Origin of the sequence: Flavobacterium chilense (assembly GCF_001602525.1) — a bacterium.
Classification (GTDB): domain Bacteria; phylum Bacteroidota; class Bacteroidia; order Flavobacteriales; family Flavobacteriaceae; genus Flavobacterium; species Flavobacterium chilense.
This window is the reverse complement of sequence record NZ_LSYT01000013.1, coordinates 1-22594: the sequence shown is the minus strand read 5'-3', so window position 1 is coordinate 22594 and position 22594 is coordinate 1. Positions and strand designations below refer to the sequence as shown.

The window sequence follows — 22594 nt, the reverse complement described above, 5'->3', positions numbered from 1 at the left end:
AATTTTAAATACATAAAACGAGATAGATTTAAAAACCTATCTCGTTTTTTATTTTAGATTTCTCTGAATCCTAAAAAATATACAGGGATAAAACACGCATTGCTTTGCATCTCTATCTAAAACCTTTGAAACTTTGAACCTCTGTTCCTTTGAACCTTTTTCTACTCCATTCTCTGCCTTCTCTTTCCTCCTTTTTCTGCACCTGCAAAATTTCCTATTTTATAACTTAGAGAAAACATAACATAACGTTTTAATACTGTATTCTCTTCGTCCCGAATTGAGGTTGCCGATATGGTTCTGGTCGCACTTTGATTCTGATTCAGAACATCATAAACCTTTACTTTGGCATAGATCTTTTTATCAAAAAAACCATACGACAAACTGGTATTCCATAAATAAAAATCTTTTTTAAAGTTACTCGAAATACTGGAATTGTAGGTGTATCCAAAATCATTTCCAAAAATTAAGTTTGCAGGCCAGTAACTTGTTGTTTGCAAATTAATTCTATGCACAACATTTGAAGTTGCATCTCTTGAAACATTTTCATACTTCGTTTCATTATAGGACAAGCTATACGATGGCGAAATCACTAAAAGATCTCCGTATTCATAAGTCAGATTTACTTTTGGTGTTACAGCTGTTGATTTGGCGTTATATAAAACAGCATTGGTAAAGCCTTTATCAGATGAATAACTTCCGTTTAGCCCAAAACCATATCGTAACACGTGAGCATCCCTTTTTATAGACTGATTCCAGTTTCCGTCAATCGAAGTAGTATAAGTACCTGATATATTCACATAAGTAGTTGTTCTTTTTCCGCTGTCATCATAAATTGAAGTCGAAACCACATCGTTATTATAATAATCTCCTTTTACATACAAACTATAACCTGAACGTGTACGGAAATCGTAATTTCTAAAACTAAAGTTAGCACTGTTTTTTTCAATAGGATTCAAATCAGGATTTCCTGTTATCGTGTTTAATGGATTTGTTAAATTCAGCACTGGCATTAATTGAACTGCAGACGGAAGCGCATTTGAATAATCATATTTAAATGACAAGTTTTTAGAACGGCTGAACTTATATCGTATCTGAAAATCTCCATAAGGCAAAGCATATCTTTTATTCAAGTCTGTAGCATTATTTAAATACAATGAGTGATTATCAAATTCAACAATTGCTGTTCTGGAATTTAAGTTGACTGTAAATTTGCTTTTTTGCCAGGTAATTCCAACTTTTGGACTAAACGAATTTTGTTTTGAAGTAGTATAATTCGTTAAACCTTCATTTAGATCTGAATACGTTTGTGAAGCGGTATCAAAATCAAATGTTTTGACATCTTTTATTTCTTTACTCCAGTCAAAATCAGATCCAAATCTAATTCTTAGAGAGTCTGTTACAGGTTCTGTATATTCCAGATCGAGTGAATAAGTATCGCTACTGTTGTTATTTATACTTTTCTGATTTCTGTCGTCATTAGGTTTACTATCCTGATAAAAAATTGTTTTAGAAAGATTTAATGCTTCAGCATCTGTATTAGTATTACTATTATCAAAAACAAGACTAAAATTGCGTGACTTTTTCTGAAAAGCTTTATTAAAGTTTATCGTATTTCCAAAACTGGTATTTGTACTTTCTGAATAGGATTTTGCATTGCTTTCATTCAGCGCTTCTCCGTTTTGATCTTCAGAAGAACTGAACGAAGTCATATTACTATTCGAACGGGACTGATTGAGTTTTGGTGAAATTACTAATCGTGTTGTAGGATCGATTTTATACTCTAATTCAAAATTCACATTATTTCCTGTACTTTCATTCCTTGTTTTAGAATCAGATGAAGTGGCAATATTTCCTGTTGGCAAAAAACTAATCTGATCCGATTTACTATCATTATTATTAACAGAATTTGAGAAATTATAGCTCCCCATTGCCATTAATTTCTTTGTCCAGTCGTCAGAATAATTAAGCCCTACTAAGTTAGATTGCGTAATTCCTTTTCCGCTGCCTGAACTGCCGCTGCCGCCTTTACTATTACGTCCGCCGCCCATATTATCAAATACCTCATCTTGTGCAAAACCCGTAGAATTAATATTATTAGATGAAGCCAAAACACTTATCTTTTGTTTATTATTAAAAAAGTTTAGCAAAAGACTGCTTTCATAACGTTCGTCAGAGCCATAACCGCCTAGTATTTTCCCGAAATAGCCTTTGTTTTTCTTTTCATCAATGGTGATATTGATACTAGAATAATCTGAAGTCGATTCTTGCTTAGAAAGCTCTTCCTTCTTTGTTTTAAAATCCGAAACCTGAATTTTTTTGATAATTTCTGCCGGAAGATTCTTTAATGCTATTGCACCATCTTTATCAAAAAATGTTTTTCCGTTTACCAAAACCTGATTTACCTCTCTCCCGTTTACCGTAATTTTACCATCAGTACCAACATCAAAACCCGGTAATTGTTTCAGTAAAGTCTCCACATTAGAATCTGGTCGCACTTTATACGAAGCGGCATTAAATTCCAGCGTATCTTTTTTGATCGTAATAGGCGGAGCTTCACTTTTGATCACAACATCTTTTAAGGCATTTACATTTTCAAGTAAATATAATTTACCAAAATCTTTGCTTTCCAGCAATCCTTTTTCTTCTTCAAAATAAGGTTGATATCCCATATAATTTACCTTCAGGAAAATAGGTTTATCATATTTTTTAGTTTTAATAACAAATGCTCCGTTTTTATCTGTTGTAGCATATTCAATTACCGTAGAATCTTTAACTGTAGTAAAATAAACTGTAGCCAGTTCAAGCGGCAATTGTGTATTAATATCAACAACAGTTCCTTTGATCGTAATATCGTTCTGGGCAGTTACTGTATAACAAAAGAGGGAAAAAATTAAGAGATAATAAATTTTGGTCATAAAATGGTTAGTTAGTAGTGTTAAGACTCCAAAAAAGTCAAAAGGTTTAATTGTAGTTTTAACATTTATTTCAAATAGCATGCCATTCCATTTTTAAGTAACGCTATTCCATTTCGGCAAGGCAAAAAAAAAATCCCCGTTGTAGCGGGGATTTTAATTTTATTTCTCTCTGATATAAATATCGATTGGCACTCCTGAAAAATCCCAATTTTCTCTGATCTTATTTTCAAGATATCTTTTATATGGCTCTTTAACATATTGTGGCATATTAGCAAAAAACACAAACTGAGGTGTTTGAGTTGGTAACTGCATACAATATTTAATTTTTACATATTTCCCTTTTGTTGCTGGTGGCGGGTATGCTTCGATTACTTTCAACATGTATTCGTTGAATTTTGAAGTCGAAATTCTTTGTTTTCTGTTTTCAAAAACCTGAACCGTTGCTTCTAATGCTTTCAATAAACGCTGTTTCGTTAAAGCCGAAACAAATAAGATTGGCACATCTGTAAAAGGCATTAATTCTTTTTTGATTTTCTCTTCGTAATCACGAGTCGACATCGTATCTTTTTCGACTAAATCCCATTTGTTTACCAGGATTACAACACCTTTACGGTTTTTCTCTGCCAGCCAGAAGATACTTTGATCCTGACCTTCAAATCCGCGGGTTGCATCAATAACCAAAATACAAATATCAGCATGTTCAATCGCACGTACAGAACGCATTACAGAGTAAAACTCTAAATCTTCCTTAACTTTAGCCTTACGACGAATTCCGGCCGTATCTACTAAGTTAAATTCAAAACCAAAACGGTCAAATTTCGTATCAATTGCATCACGCGTTGTTCCCGCAATATCTGTTACAATATATCGGTCTTTACCAATCAAAGCATTGATAAAGCTTGATTTTCCTGCGTTTGGACGCCCTACAACAGCAAAACGAGGTAAATCTTCTTTAACCTCAACTTCAGGTTTCTCCGGAAACGCATCGATCAAAGCATCTAATAAATCTCCCGTTCCGCTTCCTGAAATACTTGCAAAAGTAAAATAATCTCCTAAACCTAGATTATAAAATTCAACTGCATCTTTCTCACGCATAGCGTTATCTACTTTGTTTACAGCCAATAAAACAGGCTTAGTTACTTTACGCAACAATTTCGCCACTGTTTCATCCATTGGTGTAATACCTTCTTCTACATCAACTACAAAAATAATAACATCGGCTTCATCGATAGCAAGCTCAACCTGTTTACGGATTTCACCTTCGAATACGTCATCAGATCCGCGAACATATCCACCGGTATCAATGACAGAAAACTCTTTTCCGTTCCACTCGCTTTTACCATAGTTTCTATCACGGGTAACCCCAGATACAGAATCTACAATAGCTTCTCTTCTTTGTATCAGCCTATTAAAAAGGGTCGATTTCCCTACATTAGGTCTTCCTACTATCGCAACAATGTTATTCATTTTTTTGAATTTTAGATTTCAGATTTACAATTTCAGATTTTGTTTTTGACTAAATCACAATAAATTATAAACCTAAAATGCTTTATTTAAATTTTTTGCAAAGGTAGGTAAAAAAGTGGCTAAGTTGCTAAGTTTCTAAGTACCTAAGTTTTTATTTTAATTTGTATAATTTTTAGGAGCTGTTTCCTGCTATCCGTTTCAATCTTTTGTTCCGCTAAAGCTCCACAAAAGGATTTCCACTTCTATCAGGGCTAAGGCTTCAGGGTTTCGAGAACTTTTATTCAACATTTTACGTTTAACATTTCACAACACAAAACTTGAAACCTGAAACAATTATAAACTATTGATTATACCCAAAGCGTTTCAACATATTAGCATTGCTTCTCCAGTTTTTATTCACTTTTACGTACAATTCAATATGAATTTGTTTTCCGAAGAATTTCTCCAGATCCAGACGAGCGTCCATTCCAACTTTCTTTAAAGCCGCACCTTTATGTCCAATAATAATTCCTTTTTGAGTATCGCGTTCCACCATAATTACAGAACGGATTCTGATAATATTATCATCTTCCAAAAATTCTTCTGTTACAATTTCTACTGCATACGGAATCTCTTTACTGTAGTTCAATAGGATTTTTTCACGAATGGTTTCATTAACAAAGAAACGTTCCGGTTTATCTGTCAATTGATCTTTAGGATAATAAGCAGGAGATTCTGGCAATAATTCTATAATTCTTCCAAAAACTTCCGGAACATTAAAATTCTGTAAAGCCGAAATTGGGAAAATTTCAGCATTTGGTACTTTTTCTTTCCAAAAAGCAACCTGCTCCTCTAATTGTTCCTGATTCGAATTGTCGATTTTATTTAATAATAGTAAAACCGGAATTTTTGCATAAATGATTTTATTAAAGAAAGCTTCATCTTTTAAATCCTGCTCCCCTATTTCGACCATATAAACCAAAATATCAGCATCTTCAAAAGCCGATTTTACGAAGTTCATCATCGACTCCTGCATTTCATAAGCTGGTTTTATAATTCCGGGAGTATCTGATAATACGAGCTGAAAATCTTCGCCATTTACGATTCCAAGAATACGATGACGTGTTGTTTGTGCTTTTGATGTTATGATGGATAATCTTTCTCCAACAAAAGCGTTCATTAAGGTTGATTTTCCAACGTTTGGATTACCGATGATGTTTACAAAACCTGCTTTATGTGACATTTGCATAATATTTAATGTGCAAAGGTAGTCATATCAAGTCAATAGAGAAAATAAAACATTTTTTAATATTTTCGTTGGATTTCTCAAAAATCGACGTATCTTTGCACCCGAAACATCGCGGGATAGAGCAGTAGGCAGCTCGTCGGGCTCATAACCCGAAGGTCACAGGTTCGAGTCCTGTTCCCGCTACTAAGACAAAGCTTCAGAGAAATCTGGAGCTTTTTTGATTTTGAACTATCTTAAACTATGTTAACATTTCGTTGTGTTCACGAACGGAGAAGTTGTTTTAATTTCCGAATAATTAAAAGATTTAAAAATATGGTTGGGATAAAATACGATTCGGAATATTTTGAAGGAATAACAGCACCATATATTGATTGGGTTGGAGGTGGAAACTTTGACGGATACTTGATTCAAAAAAGTCTAATATTTAGAGAACTTGATAACACGGTAGAATTACGCTCGAAAGTTATTAACGCTAAAAGATATGATGGAAATGTTTCAGATACAGTATTGACAGGGCATTACCGAGAAACTGAAAAAGAAACGCTAACGTTATCTTTTGATAATTTTGAAATGCGAGGGAAAATATTGGGTGATAACAAAGACATAATGGCATTCTCTGTTTGGGGTAAAACACTGAACAAAAATGAAGTCTATAAAATAAATGAATAAAAAAACTGGAGTTAGAAGAGAGTTCATTAAAAATCTTATTGAAAGCCAATAGCTCGGCGAACACAACTTCGAGTCCTGTTCCCACTACAACAAAAAAAGTTCCAGAGAAGTCTGAAGCTTTTTTTGTTATAAAAATTTGATTTAGATTGTGGGTGCGAAGTCAGAGACATTCGCACAGCTTTCTAAAAGAACACTTAGGATAGCAAGATTGTTAATCAAATTATTCATTTCTTCTAAATATACTTTTATCAATACTTTCTACCGAATTTGTCCAAGAATAAGGAATATTTAAATCATCTGATGACATTATAGACATTCCTCCAACAATTGCACAAATCGTATCTCGGTCACCTAAAATAGATACTGCTTTCCAAAGTCCTTCTTCAAAATTTTGTAAATTATATGCAGTACACCAAATTGCAAAAGGCACTGTATCTTGAGCAGTCATATTTAGACCATTGCCTAAAATACTTTTTACAGTATCAATATGATAATTATAAGATACACTTTTAGATTTTGATATCTTTGACTTTGTATCACTATCTGGTAATTCTTTTAAAATTTTATCTATAAAATCAGTTGGCGTTAATATACATCTATCCAATTTCATTTGAGTTGTCAATGCAGTACCAATTGCAATTGCAATAGCACCTGTAATCGCTTCAATATTTGAATGAGTAATTTCAGCTGATTTTATTGATAATTCTTTCACTTTTTGAAAATTGTCAAAATGAAAAGCACCAATTGGACAAACTCTCATTGCTGCTCCATTTCCCATCGAACCTTGTCCATCAAATGCTCTTTTTGATACTTCACGCCAATTCTCACCGTTTTGAACTTCTCTTAATAACCTTCTCAAAGTTGCACCATAACCTCTATTTGTATCTAAATCGTGATTGATACAAAACTGCTTTAGTAAGTTTTCTTGATTGATATCACCATTTCTTTCTAATTCCTCAAAAATAGCAATAGACATTACTGTGTCATCAGTAAACTCCCATTTAGTTTCAGGTATTTGTCTTAAATATATACTTTCTGAAATTTTGCCTAAATCACCAAAAAAACTATCACCAAATGCATCTCCAATTGACACACCTAATAGTGATTTCTTAGCGTTTTTAATTCTATATGTATTATCAATGTGATCCATAATCGTTTTGTTTTTATAATAGCAGGAACGTTCCAGTACTACAGTGGGTGAATAATTAAATTCACGCTTTTTCATAACTTGAGTTTAGAAATATTTTTAAAGTCTTTATTTATATTCTTGTAAAACTTAACTGTTTCGTTTATAAGATCGAGCTTTACGATACCACCTCTTACTCCTATAAATATATTTTCATCATCGAATGCTGCAATTGAGTTTGAATAAAAATAGTCTAAAAAATTATCTTTAAAAATGGATTCTTTATTAGAATCTGTAAGGATATATAAATTCTCATTTGTAACTATTAGAATTTTGTCCTGGTATATGGTGTACGCCAACGGTGTATCGTGAAAACTGACAAGTTCCTTATAAGTAAATTTATCACCTTTAATCTCAAGTTCATATAGATCTCCATAATGGGATGACATGTTCCAAAATCCTTCGATAAAATAAATTTTATCTTTAAATTTGAAAATATACCTCATAGCTGCGTCTTTAATTATAGTGAAATTCTTCGGATTCTCATTTGGAATATAAATAAGTTTACCTCCACCAAATTCACCTCCATCGCTTCCTGCTAAATAACCATTAGGCAACAGAAATATGCATATTTCATCTCTCTTATACTCCTCAACTTTAAGTTTTCCTTCAAAAATTTGAACCTTAAAATCAGTAGAATTATTTAATAAATATAACTCATCGCTATCTATTTCAGGAATCTCGCTTTCAACAAATTCTTTAGGAATTAAAATATATTTTTTGTTTATCACTGGTCAAACCAAATAAATTCGAAATCGTGGTTAATATTTTATTTATAGTCACTTTCTGTTTATTTTGTAAGTATTTTTTTTACCTCTGCTGGCGCGAGCGTCCCGTTCGTGACTCAGTTTTTTTTTTATAACATAGCTTTATTAATCTTTAAGAATTCCGTTATAATAATTAAAAATATCAATAGTTCTTTTAATTACTAAATATGAATATTGTCCCATTCGTATATTTGACTGCATTGTCCCACCTCCTGAATATTGATCTGCTGTCATTGTCCCAATTAAATTAATTTCAGCATCACGAAAAACTAACCAGGCTTTTTGCGCCGTAATAAGAACCTTCTTGTCTTCAGCCTTTAACGATTTCATAAGTTTACCATAATACTTATTCAGTAACTTATCATAGCCAATAGTCAATTCATCAACTGTTATATTCATTCCTGTAGTTGAATAATCAATTTCCATTCGTTTTGAAGCTATTGTTTCTATTCGGAAAGTATCTATTTTGAATTCTATTTCATCAGGATTTAATTCTTGTTTTTTAAGCTTTAGTTTTAGTTTAGGAACTTGAGCCTCTACTTCTGCTTTTATTTTTTTTAAAATTTCCGGAGATATTTCTTTCGGACTATTTTGTCCAAGAGCAATGTTTCCCAGAAAACAAAGAATAATTGATAAAAAAAAGTGTTTCATATATTATTAGGTTTTTCTAAGCTAGCCACTAACATCTCTTTACAACAGCGGGATTTGTGACTAAATTAAGCCCATTATTCGGATTTGCCAAATCATTCCAAACACAAAAAACAACTTTCCATCAAGTCAATTACCCAAATTGACTTGATGGAAAGTTGTTCTAGTATGGATAAACTATTCTATATTTAGATATAATATCTGACAAAAGGAATATTTATGGGATATTTTTTTATCTTTGAAATTCAGTCTTTTTAACCCGAATGGCTTTATCTTTGAGCCTCGGTAAATTAAATTCATTTATGGAACAGAAAATACATCAGGGAAGAAACGTAAAACGTTTTAGAGAAATGCTTAACATAAAACAGGAAGCATTAGCTTATGATTTGGGAGAAGACTGGAATCAAAAGAAAATTTCTATGCTGGAGCAGAAAGATGTAATTGAAGAAAACCTGCTTAAACAAATCTCGGCAGTTTTGAAAATTCCAGTTGAAGCTTTTCAGAATTTTGATGAGGAACAGGCAATTAATATTATTTCGAATACATTTTCAGATTTTAAAGATGGAGCTTCAGCAATTAATTTACATCCAGTATTTAACCCTATTCAAGAGGTTTTAAAACTTCACGAAGAAAAAATTGCTTTATACGAGCGTATGCTTAAAGAAAAAGACGAAATGATGGTGAAGCTTGAAAAATTAATCACCAAATAATTTCGGAATAATTCTTATTGATATGTAGAAATATTAAATTAAGGAATAATCATTTATAAAAAATATCAAAAAAAGCTTCGGAGAAATCCGAAGCTTTTTTGTTTTAGATCACTTTAATATTTCAATTAAAATAATTAGGTAAATCAGTTTAGTTGATAGTTTGTTTTTTCTTATAATTTTTTCATTAAATTTCCGCTAGCGTTCTAAATCACGAAATTTCAAATAAATTATATGGCAATTTGGCAAGCAGATTATAATGCAATTCCAAGGAGTTTTTACGAATACTCAAAAAGTAATCAAGTAGACCTTTACGAGCATGATTGGTCGAGTATTTCTTGTATTGATAAAGACTTCTTCTTTGGTAAACTTGATACTTTTATAGAAAGATCATGGAGTCTGAATCAATTTCAAAGTTGGGGGCCGAGCGATAAATCGGATATTGGCGTTACTTACAATTTAGACAAAAATGTAATTGTACATATTAGATTTCGACTCGATTTAAGAGGAGATATTAATTGTTTTCTTATACCATTTCTAGCAATTTGCAGAGAATTGGATTTTTTAATTTTAGATCAAAATGACAATTTATTTGAGCCTCAAATAAATAATTTCAGAGAGAGTATCGAAAATAGCAATGCTTTAAAATTTGTTACAGATCCTATGAAGTTTCTTGAGGATTTTTCAAATGGAGAAATCAAACCTGAAGACTGACTTTGTTCAACAAGAATTTGTTTTGGTTTAAACTAAAATGTAAAAACTTGAATATTTTTTAAGATTTATAAGAAACAAAAAAACTGCGCAAAGCTCACAGAACATTTGCGCAGTTTTTCATGGTCACATTTCAAAAAGTGAAATTACCAAATCGTGATTCTATCCTTCTCTGGCAAAAACATTTTATCACCCGGTTTCACATTAAATGCTTCGTAAAAAGGTGTTGTATTCATTAGAGGGCCATTAACACGCCAGTTTGGTGGAGAATGCGGGTTATTATTAATCCACAAACGCAGGAACTCGTCTTTCATTTTTACTCTCCATATTTTGGCTATAGAAATAAAGAAACGCTGATCTGGAGTATACCCGTCAATTTTTGTATTTCCTTTTCCTTGTTCAGTCATTTTAAAAGCATCATAAGCAACTGCTATTCCAGCAATATCTGCCGTGTTTTCGCCAACTGTCATTGCGCCATTAATGTGTAGATCGCCTAAAACAGTATAAGTGCTGTACAAATTGATAACTTGTTGTATTCTTGACTTAAACTGTGCATAATCCTCTTTTGTCCACCAGTTTTTCAGGTTTCCATCTTTATCATATTGAGCACCCTGATCATCAAAAGTATGGGTTATTTCGTGGCCTATAACCATCCCGATACCACCATAGTTAAGCGCATCATCTGCATTATTATCAAAATATGGAGGTTGTAAAATACCTGCAGGAAAAACAATTTCATTTGCAGTAGGATTATTATATGCCGTAACTGTTGGAACTGTAGTATACCATTCTGATTTATCGACTGGTTTGCCCAATTTTGCCAATTGAAATTGATATGCAGCTGTAGCCGCCGAAATCATATTCTCAAAATACGTGTTTCTGGCTATATGTACATTACTATAATCTCTCCATTTATCTGGATATCCTATTTTCTTAGTAATGGCAAACAATTTTTCTTTGGCTTTTTGTTTCGTAACAGGGCTCATCCATTCCAACTTATCAATTCTTTCTGCATAGGCTTTTTGCAAATTATTCACGAGAACTAACATGCGTTTTTTCGCATCTTCTGAAAAATATTTCTTTACATATAATTCACCCAGCGCTTCGCCCAGATAACCATCAACAACATTAGCCATCTTTTCGCCACGTGATTTTTGAACTGCCTGACCAGAAAGCACTTTGGTATACTCAAATGACGCATCTACAAAAGGTTTACTTAAATCATCTGCATATCTTTCTAAAGAATTTGCTTTCAGGTAAATTTTCCAATTATTAACAGGGATGGTTTTTAATAGTTTATTAAGAGCATCATAATAGGCAGGCTGACCAACATTAATAAAATCGGTTTTAGCCCCTAAACTATTTAAAAAAGTAGTCCAGTCTATGTTGGGGTGTCTTTTTACAAGATCTGCCACAGCCATTTTATTATAATTTGCCTGCACATCGCGAAGTTCAACTTTTGTTTTATGCGCACCGGCAAGTTGTTTGTCGATATCGTAAACCAAATTAGCATTCTTTTTAGCTTCTTCGGCATTACTGCCTGTTTGTTGAAACAATGCAGCAAGGTATTTTTTGTATGATGCCTGTATGGCAACAGTCGATGAATCTGATTTGAAATAATAATCCCTGTCAGGTAATCCGATACCTGTTTGATAGAGTTGAGCAATGTTCATTTTGCTGTTTTTTTCATCAGGTGAAACTCCAAAAGCTATAATAGAAGAATTACCTGTTTTTTCTTCATTAACTACAAAGTTCATTAAAGACGGTAAATCGCTAATTGCTTCAATTTTGGCCAGTAGTGGCTTGATAGGTTCATAACCGCGTTTGTTAATAGTTACAGTATCCATACCTGATGCATAAAAGTCTCCTACCTTTTGCGCTATACTTCCTGCTGAATTCTTACTTTTAGAAATACTATCCAATATTCCCTGCAGGCGTATTCGTTGTGGGAAATTCATAAACATATAGGCACCTACTCCGGTTTGAGATGCGGGTATTTGTACAGAATCGTACCATTTGCCATTTACATATTTAAAAAAATCATTACCTGGTCGCAATGTAGAATCTATTCCAGTGATAGCGACATGTTTTTTTTCTTGATGTTTGGAGCACGCTGTAAAAGCTAAGAATGCAATGAAGAGCATTAAGGAATTTTTCATAATCTAGATGATTTCTATTAAATGAACTGAAAAAATTTTGAAAGTAGCTATTTAAAAATGTATATGTCTGGCATAATCAATTTTAGCAGAACAATATACGAATTCAGTTTTTAATTCTAAAGTTTTTTGTGAGAATTACCACTTCTAAAAATAAGAATGATAAGCAGAGAATTGAAAACTGAAAGTCTTATAAAATTGTTGTTTTAAACTAAACCTATATTTAATAAAAAAGAATATTCTTTCAAAACGAATAAATTTCAATATTTTTAAAAAATTATTATTTCTTCATAAAAAGAAAAAACTTGTTTATTTTTTAATTCATTGTAAAAACAATCAATTATTAATCAAATAAATACATAGAATATAGCACATTTATCCCTGATTAATTGCTTACTCTGTGCGTTAATTTTAAAATATTTTTTGAAAAAATATTTTTGTGTATATCAAAAATATTTGCACCTTTGCACCCGCATTAGCAAAACAGGTCCGTTCGTCTATCGGTTAGGACGCCAGGTTTTCATCCTGGTAAGGGGGGTTCGATTCCCCCACGGACTACTTAGCAAGACAAAAGCTTCAGAGAAATCTGGAGCTTTTTTTGTTTTAATCATTTTCTGATTTTTCTTTTTAATTAAAACAATATAAAATCTGAATTGATTGTTAAATTGTTATTCTCTTCTATATGTTTAGAAACACAAAAACCTATACCATTTACATCAAAACAAGACCTTAATAATTTAATAATATGTTTTCTTAATAACTGAGTTTATATTCGTAAATGTTTTTATAAATTTGCGATCTCGTATTGAAACCCTTTATTTTTAATTCAAAATTATGACTTTCACATATTTATCGTAAAATCATAATTCAAAAATTATATTATAACAATAATTAAATCCAATGTTTAAGAAAAACAAATCCCAAATTCTATTTTTTATTCTTTTAAATTTATTTTTTTCCATTAACTCTTTTTCTCAAAAAAGTATTTATGCCGGAATTGAAATCGGACGAAGAGCAATAAAAGTTTCTGTTATTGATGTAAATAACATTAAAAAAGCAGATTATAAGATTCTTTACTTTGCGACTGAAAGAATTAGTTTTGCTGATCATATTGCTTCTTACGGTGAATTACCTCAGGAAGACATCAACAAAACTGCTATTACTGTTGTTGATCAATTGAAAAAAATAAGAACTGATTACAAACTTCTCGAAGAAAATATTTTTATCGTAGCGGCTCCTGTTTTTACATCTGCTCGTAATATTGATGTTTTAAGAAATAAAATTACTTCGCTAACCAACAAGGACCTTGAAATACTTAATGTAAACGAAGAAGCTAAAACACTTGTAAAAGGCGCTATACCACCGGTTGATTATGCTAACGCTTTTCTTCTTGATATTGGAGCTCAAACCACAAAAGGAGGTTATATCGATGAGCTTAAAGACAACAAATTAGAGTTTATACCTTTATCACTTGATTTTGGTACCATGACACTTACTGATGCAGTTGAAAAAACGGTAGTAAATAAAAGTCAGGTTAATGATATGTCAAAGTATCAGGAAAAATCATTCGACTTTAACCCAGTTTTGCGCAAAAAAACAAAAGAAATGTTTGCTGCAAATCCTCCTTTAGAAAAAAAGGATAAATTATATTTATCTGGTGGAGCGGTTTGGGCATTCTCTACTCTTTATTATAATGAAGACGTAAAAGAGCACTATGTTACTTTGAGCTTACAGGATGTTATCGATTATGACGCAATTCTAAAAAACAACTTTACGAAGTTTAGCAACCTGGCAAAAACAAATAAAGAGGTTGCCAGAGTTTTAAGTACTTATGATCAAAAGTATCTAATTTCGGCAAACAACATATTAGTAACATGTCTTGAAAGTATTCCAAATTTAGAGTCAAAGAAAATATATTTTGTAAAAGAAGGACAAGTAATCTGGCTTATCTCATACATTGCAGATCGTTCTAAAAAAGTAAATACTAATTTTTAAAAGTATCTCCTTTAAAATATTTGAACAGTTCGGGAATTGCCCTGTAGAACTATTACAGCAAAGCCTCAGATTTCTCTGAGGCTTTGCTGTTTAATTTATTCTGAACTTGTATTTACAATAGCAGAGAAATTTTTAAATCTGTTTCTTTATAAATTACAAAAACTATATTTCATTGCTAGTTTTAAATTTGTTCGATTACTAAAAATGTTCTTTTCTTAAAAAAAGAGCTTTTCAAATTACATCATAAAATATAAAGCTTTCTGAAAATTATCAAATTGTGCTTTAGGCATATTCCCTTTTCCAAATTTCATTTGAGGTAATTTTGGAATTAAGTTAGAAGAGTTTTTAAAGTACTCTTTTAAGTCTTCAAAGACTTCAGTTCTGGTTTTCGAAGCGTCTATTAATATCAAATCTTTAATACCTTCTATAAAAGAGAAACTATTGTGTAGATTTTTATTAAATAAACAAACCATGACATTGGTTCCTTTATGATCTAATTCAAAAAAATTCAATAATTCTGAATTATCATATACTACAAATATAGACCTATCAAAATCACTTTTATTATTTTCATCTTCCAGTAAAAAAGAATCTTCAGAAAAATCAAATTCATTTTTGAATTTTCTTTTAAACATTTTTAAAAAAATCCCTTTATTATCACGAACTAAAACTCTTTCTTTCTTAATCATATCTCCTCAGATTTATTATTTAATCTTTTTATTTAAGCTATAACTACTATACTTTTATAATATGAATTACATTGTTTTCGACAAAAGAAATCAATTCATCCATGTTTCTTTTGTTAGAACCTTTATTCGAAATAGAAACGATGTAACCGTTTCTCTCTTTGAAGTAGAGAAACAAAAAATCCTTAGTTAGTATTGCTTTTTCAATTTTGCTCCATTTATGAGTAAAATCACCCAAAGGCGAATGAATACAAATAAAAGAACCAGTAAAATGGAATCTATATTTATTGACAAACCGCTCTGACTTTAAAAATCGTTTTGCAAGCCGAAAAATGATTTTGCAAACTGAATTCACAAAAGAATACTGGACCATTAGAAAAAATATAATCAGAGCCAGGCTTCTTATGATCCATTCGATTAAATCATACTCACTTCTTAAATCAAAAAAGATTACAAAAAATAATACGGCACAAGAAGCTAACAAAATTCTATCCTTATAAATATTCTCAAAATACATTTTATTCAATTTTTGTATCTCAGAAACATTTAGTCCAAATTGTAATGAAAAATCAGAACTATTCATATTATTTAGTATAAAATTCTACCTTAGGATTTAAAAGCAAAATTACTTCAAGGAATAATTCTAAAAGATCCCTAGCAGACATAATACTATCATTATAAGACTTTTATTTAACCACGAAAATGTAAAAAGCAGAGAAACCTTAATGTGCTTTTTTAAAACTCTTTCTTGCTAAATACCCACTCAACAAAAAACAAATGCTGATAAATTTAATTGTAAGAATTATTTTTTGGTCAAAACTTAAATAATCGTCTTTTAAGCGTTTTTTATTATCTAAAAATAATCGAAAAAACAACCGCAATAAGTCAAAAAAGTATTACAATAAGACACAAAAATAATTCATATTTATTTTATTTTCAAATAGTTAAATTATAACACTAAATTAAGTATTACAACTGAAATATTTAATTACTTTTGATCGCAATTTAAAATCAATATAAACAATTTCTTACAAAATGAAATCTTTAGCCCTAAACGAAAAACTTACAGAAAGAGTAAAGGAATTAACTTGTCTTTATGAGATATCAAAAATAATATCACTCGCTCATAGCTTAGATACAGATGTTTTAAGAAATATAATCAACAGCGTTAAAAAGGCCTGGAGATTTAATGACGATGCTATTATAGAAATACAGGTTCTTCATTATAATTTATCAACTTCTAAATTGCCCAAAAACACTATATCTCAGATTAGTATTATTCCAATAGCTGAAATGGATCAGGGTTTTATAAAGGTGCATTATCCCAAAGAAAAATATAGTGAGGATCCGTTTCTGGATGATGAACAAAAACTTCTGGACACTGTTGCAATTGAAATTGAAAATTATATTGAAAAATTTCTCGTTTTAGAAAGAAAAGCTTCTTTACGAAGAGCTCTCGAACGAATGGACCGGCTCTCTGGTATTGGTGAAATGGCCGCCACAATTGCTCACGAACTAAATAATCCTTTGGGAAATATTTTAGGTTATGCCGAATTAATTGCACGGAGCAATACTAATCCTGAAATCGATTCAGATATAAAAACTATTATCAACTCGGTAATTTATACTCGTGAAATCGTAAAGAAACTAATGTTTTTTTCGTGCGAAATGCCGAGTCAGCTAAAAGTGGAAGAGATTAAACCTATCATCATTTTTGTCTGGTCGTTTTTAAAACAAAATTTTCAGAAAAATGGAATCAAGGGTGAACTTATTTTTAAGAATACTATTAGCACTATAAAAGTTGATTCGGTACAAATAACTCAGGCTCTTTTTAATCTGACCATAAATGCCGTACATGCATCGCCTAAAAATAGCACTATAAAAATAATTATTGAAAATGATCAGGAGAACTTATATATAACTATTGAAGATCAAGGCTCCGGAATTCCGGAAAATATTAAACCCCGAATATTCGAGCCTTTTTTTACCACAAAAAATACAAAAGAAGGTTCCGGACTTGGACTTAGTGTTGTTCACGGAATCATCAAAAACCATAACGGAGAAATAACAGTTCAGGATAATTCTCCCACAGGAACAATATTTAAAATTAGATTGCCTTTAAGTTAATGCAGAATGAATTCAAAAAAACAAAATATACTTATTGTAGATGACAATTATGAAATGCTGGATCTCGTTCAGCGTCATATAAAAAACTTACACTTTCGTACTTATAAAGCTTCTTCGGTTACGGAAGCAACTGAAATATTAAAAGAACATCCTATTGATCTATTAATTACAGATCTTAATATGCCTGAAATTGATGGATTAGAGTTACTTAAATATGCCGAAGAACATTTCCCGCTATTGCCTAAATTAGTTATAACCGGAATGCCATCTATAGATAATGCTATTGATGCCATAAAATCTGGAGCTTTAGAATATTTAATCAAGCCTTTTACCGCAGAGGAGCTTTATAAAGCAGTTCAATTATCGCTTTTAAAAATTAAAAATAGTCTAGACTCAACAAATTTTTCTATTGCTGCTTCTGATGAGAATAGTTATGCCGGCATAATTGGACAGTCTAAACAATTTAAAGACTTAGTTGATATTATCAAGCGCGTCAGCAATAATAAGGCAAATGTATTAATCGAAGGAGAAACCGGCACAGGAAAAGAATTAATTGCAAAAGCAATACATAATAAGGGTGAGTTGGCCAAAATGCCATTTATAGTAGTTAACTGCGGAGGTATCCCTGAGAACTTAATGGAATCTGAATTATTTGGTTTTACAAAAGGTTCTTTTACTGGCGCAACTGAATCTAAAATTGGTTTATTTCAGGCAGCAAACGGAGGCACTATTTTTCTGGATGAAATTGGTAATGCTCCTATGGCTGTTCAAACAAGGCTTTTGCGTGTTTTACAGGAAAAAGAAATCACCCGAATAGGATCTACTATTCCTGAAAAAATAGACATCAGAATAATATCAGCTACGAACAATGATCTTTATCAAATGGTGGTAAAAGGTACATTTAGAGAAGATTTATATTATCGCATTAATGTTGTCAATATAAAAACAGCTCCGTTAAGAGACCGTATAGATGATATTGTGTTGTTAGCAGATAGTTTTATTTCTAAATACTGCATCGAATACAATAAACCTCAAATTGTAATGGATGATAAAGTTTACAAAGTATTACATCGTTACTCCTGGCCAGGTAATATACGTGAACTGGAAAATATAATCCAGCGCATGATTATTTTGAGTGATGACATTATCACACTGCAAAATGTACCAGAACATCTTAAATATCATTTATCAGAGAAAAAAGATTCTTTTAAATCACTGAAGGAGTACGAAAAGGATCAAATTTTAAAAGTATTGACTGCTGTTGGCAACAATAAAACACAAGCTGCAAGAATTCTACAAATTGACAGGAAGACGTTAAATCAAAAAATAATCTAAAAAAGGGGATTTACTCCACTCATGAGTAAATTCTCCTTATGCCTAAATATTGTGTATTGAAATCGAAAAAACCTAACAAATTGATTATCAATACAAAGTAAAAAATATAAAATATTCGGCACGTCATTTGTCTACTATAAGCCAATAAAATAACAAAATAAGATTTATCCTATAATTTTATTAATGCCTTAAAAATGCAAAACCACTGTGCATTAAAGGTGAAATATGTCTATTTCAAATCGATTACAAACCTTATCTAAGAAAAGGATTTGTAGTCCTGATAATTTTTAATTCACTATTATTCAGCATTTTAACAAAAAACATTAACTTTATATAAATAAATCAGCCTATGAAAACAATTGAACATTATTATAGCGCAGATCTTGATTGGGTAGAAAATTTAGCAGAACAATTTGGAGGAAAGGTAGAAGGCAATTTTATCATCGTTCCGGAAGATATCCAAACAGGAACCCGTTATTTTTTGAAATGTGAAGAAGGGATTGTAGCTTATTATATTGATGTAGAATACAAAAAGAATCTACATCTGATACAAAAAAACCTTAAAAAAGATTTTGTGGGATATTATTATAATCTTACAGAAGGAGAAGCTATAGTATCAGGACATAACTTTATGTATAATGTAAGCAAATGGCAATATAATTTATCTGTTATTGATGGTGCACTAGATTCTAATTATAATGTAAACAGAGGCAGTAAAACCTTTGCTTTATGCATTTTTATTAAGAAAGGTATAATTGAAGCCTATGCTCAAAAAAACAATATTGATTTACCTCATATTGATAAATTATTAGATCCCGAACAAAATACTATTATACGATTTGACAGAATGAGCAGCGAAACGTTTCACATCTTGGATGATCTGAGAAAATATAAGGTTGGAGGACCAATATTTGATTTAAACTTAATTGGAACTGTGCATATGCTGATCTCTAATTATTTAAAAAAGATTGCTACCAAACGTATTATCATTCAAACTGTAAATAAGCAGGATTTAAACACTATCATATCTACTCAAATGTATTTGACTGATAATATTGAAGATCATTTCCCAAGTATAAAACTACTGGCTGAAAAAGCAAACATGTCAGAGTCTAAATTTAAAAACCTTTTTAATAAAATTACCGGAAATACACCAAACGGTTTTTTTATAGATAATAAATTGTTGCATGCAAAAGAATTGTTAGAAACCAAGCAGTTTACAGTATCTCAAATTTCTAACAGATTAAACTTTACAAACAACTCTTATTTTGCTTCAAAATTCAAAAAGCATTTTGGAATAAGCCCTAAGGCATTCATTCAACAAATATAAAATGCTTTTAATATATTCAGATACAACAAAAATAATTCTTCCAGTATTAAAACAGAATGTCATATGAAAAGAATTACTCATTATTATAGTTTAACACCTGAATGGATGCAAGAGATTGCAGATCAGTTAAAAGTTAAAATTATCGATAAGAAAATTATTCCGATTCCGAAAGAAATTGGACAGGGACAGTTTTACTTTACTCAGATCATGCCAGGTATCTCAGTAGTGTTTATCGATTTTATACTTACTAAACCTTTAAAAATAATGAGGCGGAAATCAGAAGAACAATTATATGTTTTTCATTTCGATTTAAGCGAACATACTAATTTAATAAAGATCAATAATAAGAATTATGAAATTGGGTCATATGATAAATTAGATCTCGCTATTATTGATAATGTAATTGAAAGCTCTTTTGAACCTGTGACAAATGAAAAAACTATTGCCATACGTATACTCGTTGATAAAAAATTTCTTTCTGATTTTATAGCAAAATATTCTAATAAAGTATTATTAAAAACGAAAACGAATTCCGGCAAAAAAACTTTTTTTCATTATGGACATACTGACAGCAATAGTGTCCTTTTAATTCAGTCAATCAAAAATAAATCGGTACATGATCTTCCTTTCGATTCTCTTCTTAAAGGAGTTTCCTTAAAATTATTAGGTAATTTTTTCAATAAGTTTTATGAAATGGAAACTAAAAAAGGTGAAATTATGACTGAAGCGGATAATGAATCTATTTTTAAAACGAAACTTTATCTTCTTAATAACTTATATGGTCCGTTTCCTTCTGTAACTTTTCTGGCAGCAATGGCAGGAATGTCTGAGTCTAAATTTAAAATGTTATTTAAAAAATGTTATGGCAAAACACCACAGAATTTTTTTATTACAGAAAAAATGAAGCTTGGACAAACTCTTTTGGCAAGTGGAGAATTTCATTCTCTTACTGAAGTTATATATGAATTGAATTATAGTAAATTAAGTTATTTTTCTGCCAAGTATCTTAAGTTCTTCAAGAAAAAGCCAGCAGATGATTTTATAAAAAGCAAGTTACGAGTAAGTGAAAACGCATACTGATTATCATTTTTACTCATAAACTTCAAAAAAAGACCAGTAAAATATTTTAATGGTCTTTTTTTGAAGTTTTACAAAATTATTATGATAAATTCTCCGCCTGTTCTGCATCCCCCATGCATTAGCACTGAAGATAAGCAACTTTCCTTAAAATACTTACTGATTACTTACATATAAATACCCAGACTTACTTACCTTTTTACCATTATCATCATATTCCAGTGTATAGAAATATGTCCCGGTTGGAAGTTTATCTGATTTTTTTATGGTAGAGCGTCCGTCTGAAAGTCCTTCAAAAGGATGAGTAATGTTGTCATAGCCTTTTTTCTCATACACAACAACACCATAACGATTGTATATTTTAACTGTGTTGTTTGGAAAACAATCAATACCTTCAATTTTAAAAGTGTCATTTAATCCGTCTGAATTTGGAGATATCGCATTGTAAATATTTGGCAGACACGAAACATTTATGGTTTGTACAAATTTATTCTCATTCCCACAGCTGTCAGAAGCTACCCAGGTTCTCATCAAAGAATATCTGCTGCTGCAGTCTCCTTCCTCTTTTGTTTCGGTATAATTAACGACTGCTGTACTACAGTTATCTGTTGCCGTTAAGATCATCGCTTCCGGAATTGTTTGACAGTCTGTGTTTATAATAGCCTCGGGTAAGGTTTCTGTGAAAACCGGCGCTATGGTATCATGTACATTGATTATTTGGGTACAAACTGCACTATTAAGTATCGTGGTTTCTCCTATATCATGCTTTCCATTATTATTGGCATCCTCATATTCAGTAATGGTATACGTTCTGGTTATACTGGCATTACAACCTTGATCAGGACTATTGAAAGCGGTGATTTCGATTACGCCGCAAGTATTCGTAATATTTCCGTTTCCCTTTCCTAATGTCTTAAATTCTGCAATAGTGAGATTTGTTGCTTTTGGCAACTGATCATAACATGATACTGTTGTTGGTGTAAAAGTTGGACAAATTACACTAAAAACACAACAATTAGGAGCGACTCCTGATACATTTATTGTATTACATGCATATTTATCCTGAATGTTTACATTGTAATTGGTATTAGAAGATATAGTTCCTGATGTCCAGATATTTCCTGACCATGTCCCTGGTGCTCCTGTTCCTGTTGCAGTGTAAGGTGCCTGTCCGCTTACAGAGAGTGTCACTGTATATTCTGATTTATTTATAAGACAGGTTGTAATTTCTGCTTCGGTTAATACAATTGTATTTATAATTACATTTTGGTTTGCTGTTGCAATATTTCCGTTTCCATCATTAAATATCCAGGTAACCATTGTTGTCCCAGCAGCTGTAATTGGAAACTGAGTTGTGGTGGTTCCAGTGATAATTCCAGAACAGTTATCTGTTGTGGTTGGTGCTGTCAAAGTAACTGAACATTCACCTGTGACATCTACGAATACAGGAACAATTGGTGCGGTGATATCTTTGATGATGACGTTTTGATCTGCTGTAGTTATGTTTCCGTTACCATCATCAAATTTCCAAGTCACTATTGTTGTACCCTGAGTTGTGATTGGAAAAACTGTAGTGGTAGTTCCTGTGAT

18 protein-coding genes and 2 tRNA genes are annotated in these 22594 nt (G+C 31.4%); 10 read left to right on the top strand and 10 right to left on the bottom strand.

What is annotated here, in order from left to right; all coding sequences use genetic code 11:
* Positions 1-161: 161 nt before the first annotated feature.
* The 3 genes from A4F88_RS23325 to era all read right to left on the bottom strand — a co-directional run bounded on the left by A4F88_RS23325 (position 162) and on the right by era (position 5604).
* Positions 162-2996 carry an outer membrane beta-barrel protein gene (locus tag A4F88_RS23325; protein WP_317041613.1) on the bottom strand — a complete coding sequence of 945 codons (2835 nt, stop codon included), beginning with the start codon at positions 2994-2996 and terminating at the stop codon, positions 162-164.
* A gap of 78 nt (positions 2997-3074) precedes the next feature.
* Entirely contained in the window at positions 3075-4382 is a 1308-nt protein-coding gene (gene der / locus A4F88_RS23320) for a ribosome biogenesis GTPase Der (RefSeq protein WP_068845294.1), read from the bottom strand.
* A 340-nt stretch (positions 4383-4722) separates the two neighbouring features.
* Positions 4723-5604, bottom strand: a complete 882-nt coding sequence (gene era, locus A4F88_RS23315; RefSeq protein ID WP_068845468.1) for a GTPase Era — start codon at positions 5602-5604, stop codon at positions 4723-4725.
* 116 nt (positions 5605-5720) lie between these two features.
* On the opposite strand from era, the gene A4F88_RS23310 reads away from it, so the two are divergent.
* Both A4F88_RS23310 and A4F88_RS23305 read left to right on the top strand, forming a co-directional pair.
* A tRNA-Met gene (locus A4F88_RS23310) sits at positions 5721-5793 on the top strand.
* A 129-nt stretch (positions 5794-5922) separates the two neighbouring features.
* A complete protein-coding gene (locus tag A4F88_RS23305) occupies positions 5923-6279 on the top strand; it encodes a hypothetical protein (RefSeq protein ID WP_068845292.1) in 357 nt (118 codons plus the stop codon).
* A 220-nt stretch (positions 6280-6499) separates the two neighbouring features.
* Here the strand turns inward: A4F88_RS23305 and A4F88_RS23300 are convergent, their stop codons facing one another.
* From A4F88_RS23300 to A4F88_RS23290, 3 genes are all read right to left on the bottom strand, one after another.
* Complete coding sequence (locus A4F88_RS23300) at positions 6500-7504, bottom strand: ADP-ribosylglycohydrolase family protein (RefSeq protein WP_082815842.1); 1005 nt, start codon at positions 7502-7504, stop codon at positions 6500-6502.
* Complete coding sequence (locus A4F88_RS23295) at positions 7501-8196, bottom strand: hypothetical protein (protein ID WP_068845289.1); 696 nt, start codon at positions 8194-8196, stop codon at positions 7501-7503. Before A4F88_RS23295 ends, A4F88_RS23300 begins: the two co-directional genes overlap by 4 nt.
* 141 nt (positions 8197-8337) lie before the next feature.
* Complete coding sequence (locus tag A4F88_RS23290; protein WP_068845287.1) at positions 8338-8883, bottom strand: lysozyme inhibitor LprI family protein; 546 nt, start codon at positions 8881-8883, stop codon at positions 8338-8340.
* 299 nt (positions 8884-9182) lie between these two features.
* Between A4F88_RS23290 and A4F88_RS23285 the strand changes: the two genes are divergently transcribed.
* A complete protein-coding gene (locus A4F88_RS23285; RefSeq protein WP_068845462.1) occupies positions 9183-9590 on the top strand; it encodes a helix-turn-helix domain-containing protein in 408 nt (135 codons plus the stop codon).
* A 231-nt stretch (positions 9591-9821) separates the two neighbouring features.
* On the top strand, positions 9822-10301 hold the full coding sequence (locus A4F88_RS23280; protein ID WP_068845285.1) for a hypothetical protein: 480 nt from the start codon (positions 9822-9824) through the stop codon (positions 10299-10301).
* Between the two features lie 143 nt (positions 10302-10444).
* Here A4F88_RS23280 and A4F88_RS23275 read toward each other — a convergent pair whose 3' ends face one another.
* Complete coding sequence (locus A4F88_RS23275) at positions 10445-12457, bottom strand: M13 family metallopeptidase (RefSeq protein ID WP_068845283.1); 2013 nt, start codon at positions 12455-12457, stop codon at positions 10445-10447.
* Positions 12458-12940: 483 nt separating this feature from the next.
* Between A4F88_RS23275 and A4F88_RS23270 the strand changes: the two genes are divergently transcribed.
* A tRNA-Glu gene (locus A4F88_RS23270) sits at positions 12941-13012 on the top strand.
* Positions 13013-13354: 342 nt separating this feature from the next.
* A complete protein-coding gene (locus A4F88_RS23265; protein WP_068845281.1) occupies positions 13355-14449 on the top strand; it encodes a Ppx/GppA phosphatase family protein in 1095 nt (364 codons plus the stop codon).
* Between the two features lie 236 nt (positions 14450-14685).
* On the opposite strand, the gene A4F88_RS23260 is transcribed toward A4F88_RS23265, so the two are convergent.
* Both A4F88_RS23260 and A4F88_RS23255 read right to left on the bottom strand, forming a co-directional pair.
* A complete protein-coding gene (locus A4F88_RS23260) occupies positions 14686-15138 on the bottom strand; it encodes a hypothetical protein (protein ID WP_068845279.1) in 453 nt (150 codons plus the stop codon).
* A 46-nt stretch (positions 15139-15184) separates the two neighbouring features.
* Positions 15185-15718 (bottom strand): YcxB family protein, encoded by a 534-nt coding sequence (locus tag A4F88_RS23255; RefSeq protein WP_068845277.1) that lies wholly within the window; start codon positions 15716-15718, stop codon positions 15185-15187.
* Positions 15719-16170: 452 nt separating this feature from the next.
* Here A4F88_RS23255 and A4F88_RS23250 point away from each other — a divergent pair, with 452 nt between their 5' ends.
* From A4F88_RS23250 to A4F88_RS23235, 4 genes are all read left to right on the top strand, one after another.
* The gene (locus tag A4F88_RS23250) at positions 16171-17262 is read left to right on the top strand and encodes a sensor histidine kinase (protein WP_068845275.1); all 1092 of its coding nucleotides are present in this window, start codon (positions 16171-16173) and stop codon (positions 17260-17262) included.
* A gap of 6 nt (positions 17263-17268) precedes the next feature.
* Positions 17269-18597: a sigma-54-dependent transcriptional regulator gene (locus A4F88_RS23245; protein WP_068845273.1), complete on the top strand. Its 1329-nt coding sequence runs from the start codon at positions 17269-17271 to the stop codon at positions 18595-18597.
* Between the two features lie 349 nt (positions 18598-18946).
* The gene (locus A4F88_RS23240; protein ID WP_068845271.1) at positions 18947-19927 is read left to right on the top strand and encodes a helix-turn-helix domain-containing protein; all 981 of its coding nucleotides are present in this window, start codon (positions 18947-18949) and stop codon (positions 19925-19927) included.
* Between the two features lie 63 nt (positions 19928-19990).
* A complete protein-coding gene (locus A4F88_RS23235; RefSeq protein ID WP_068845269.1) occupies positions 19991-21007 on the top strand; it encodes a helix-turn-helix domain-containing protein in 1017 nt (338 codons plus the stop codon).
* Between the two features lie 153 nt (positions 21008-21160).
* On the opposite strand, the gene A4F88_RS23230 is transcribed toward A4F88_RS23235, so the two are convergent.
* Positions 21161-22594, bottom strand: a 1434-nt coding sequence (locus A4F88_RS23230) for a T9SS type B sorting domain-containing protein (RefSeq protein ID WP_156062677.1), incomplete at its 5' end; no start/stop codon positions are given.

Bases quoted from the DNA above. Each gene is read 5' to 3' on its own strand.
- A4F88_RS23325 (WP_317041613.1), bottom strand. From the start codon at position 2,996: ATGCTATTTGAAATAAATGTTAAAACTACAATTAAACCTTTTGACTTT.
- der (WP_068845294.1), bottom strand. From the start codon at position 4,382: ATGAATAACATTGTTGCGATAGTAGGAAGACCTAATGTAGGGAAATCG.
- era (WP_068845468.1), bottom strand. From the start codon at position 5,604: ATGTCACATAAAGCAGGTTTTGTAAACATCATCGGTAATCCAAACGTT.
- A4F88_RS23305 (WP_068845292.1), top strand. From the start codon at position 5,923: ATGGTTGGGATAAAATACGATTCGGAATATTTTGAAGGAATAACAGCA.
- A4F88_RS23300 (WP_082815842.1), bottom strand. From the start codon at position 7,504: ATGAAAAAGCGTGAATTTAATTATTCACCCACTGTAGTACTGGAACGT.
- A4F88_RS23290 (WP_068845287.1), bottom strand. From the start codon at position 8,883: ATGAAACACTTTTTTTTATCAATTATTCTTTGTTTTCTGGGAAACATT.
- A4F88_RS23285 (WP_068845462.1), top strand. From the start codon at position 9,183: ATGGAACAGAAAATACATCAGGGAAGAAACGTAAAACGTTTTAGAGAA.
- A4F88_RS23280 (WP_068845285.1), top strand. From the start codon at position 9,822: ATGGCAATTTGGCAAGCAGATTATAATGCAATTCCAAGGAGTTTTTAC.
- A4F88_RS23275 (WP_068845283.1), bottom strand. From the start codon at position 12,457: ATGAAAAATTCCTTAATGCTCTTCATTGCATTCTTAGCTTTTACAGCG.
- A4F88_RS23265 (WP_068845281.1), top strand. From the start codon at position 13,355: ATGTTTAAGAAAAACAAATCCCAAATTCTATTTTTTATTCTTTTAAAT.
- A4F88_RS23260 (WP_068845279.1), bottom strand. From the start codon at position 15,138: ATGATTAAGAAAGAAAGAGTTTTAGTTCGTGATAATAAAGGGATTTTT.
- A4F88_RS23255 (WP_068845277.1), bottom strand. From the start codon at position 15,718: ATGAATAGTTCTGATTTTTCATTACAATTTGGACTAAATGTTTCTGAG.
- A4F88_RS23250 (WP_068845275.1), top strand. From the start codon at position 16,171: ATGAAATCTTTAGCCCTAAACGAAAAACTTACAGAAAGAGTAAAGGAA.
- A4F88_RS23245 (WP_068845273.1), top strand. From the start codon at position 17,269: ATGAATTCAAAAAAACAAAATATACTTATTGTAGATGACAATTATGAA.
- A4F88_RS23240 (WP_068845271.1), top strand. From the start codon at position 18,947: ATGAAAACAATTGAACATTATTATAGCGCAGATCTTGATTGGGTAGAA.
- A4F88_RS23235 (WP_068845269.1), top strand. From the start codon at position 19,991: ATGAAAAGAATTACTCATTATTATAGTTTAACACCTGAATGGATGCAA.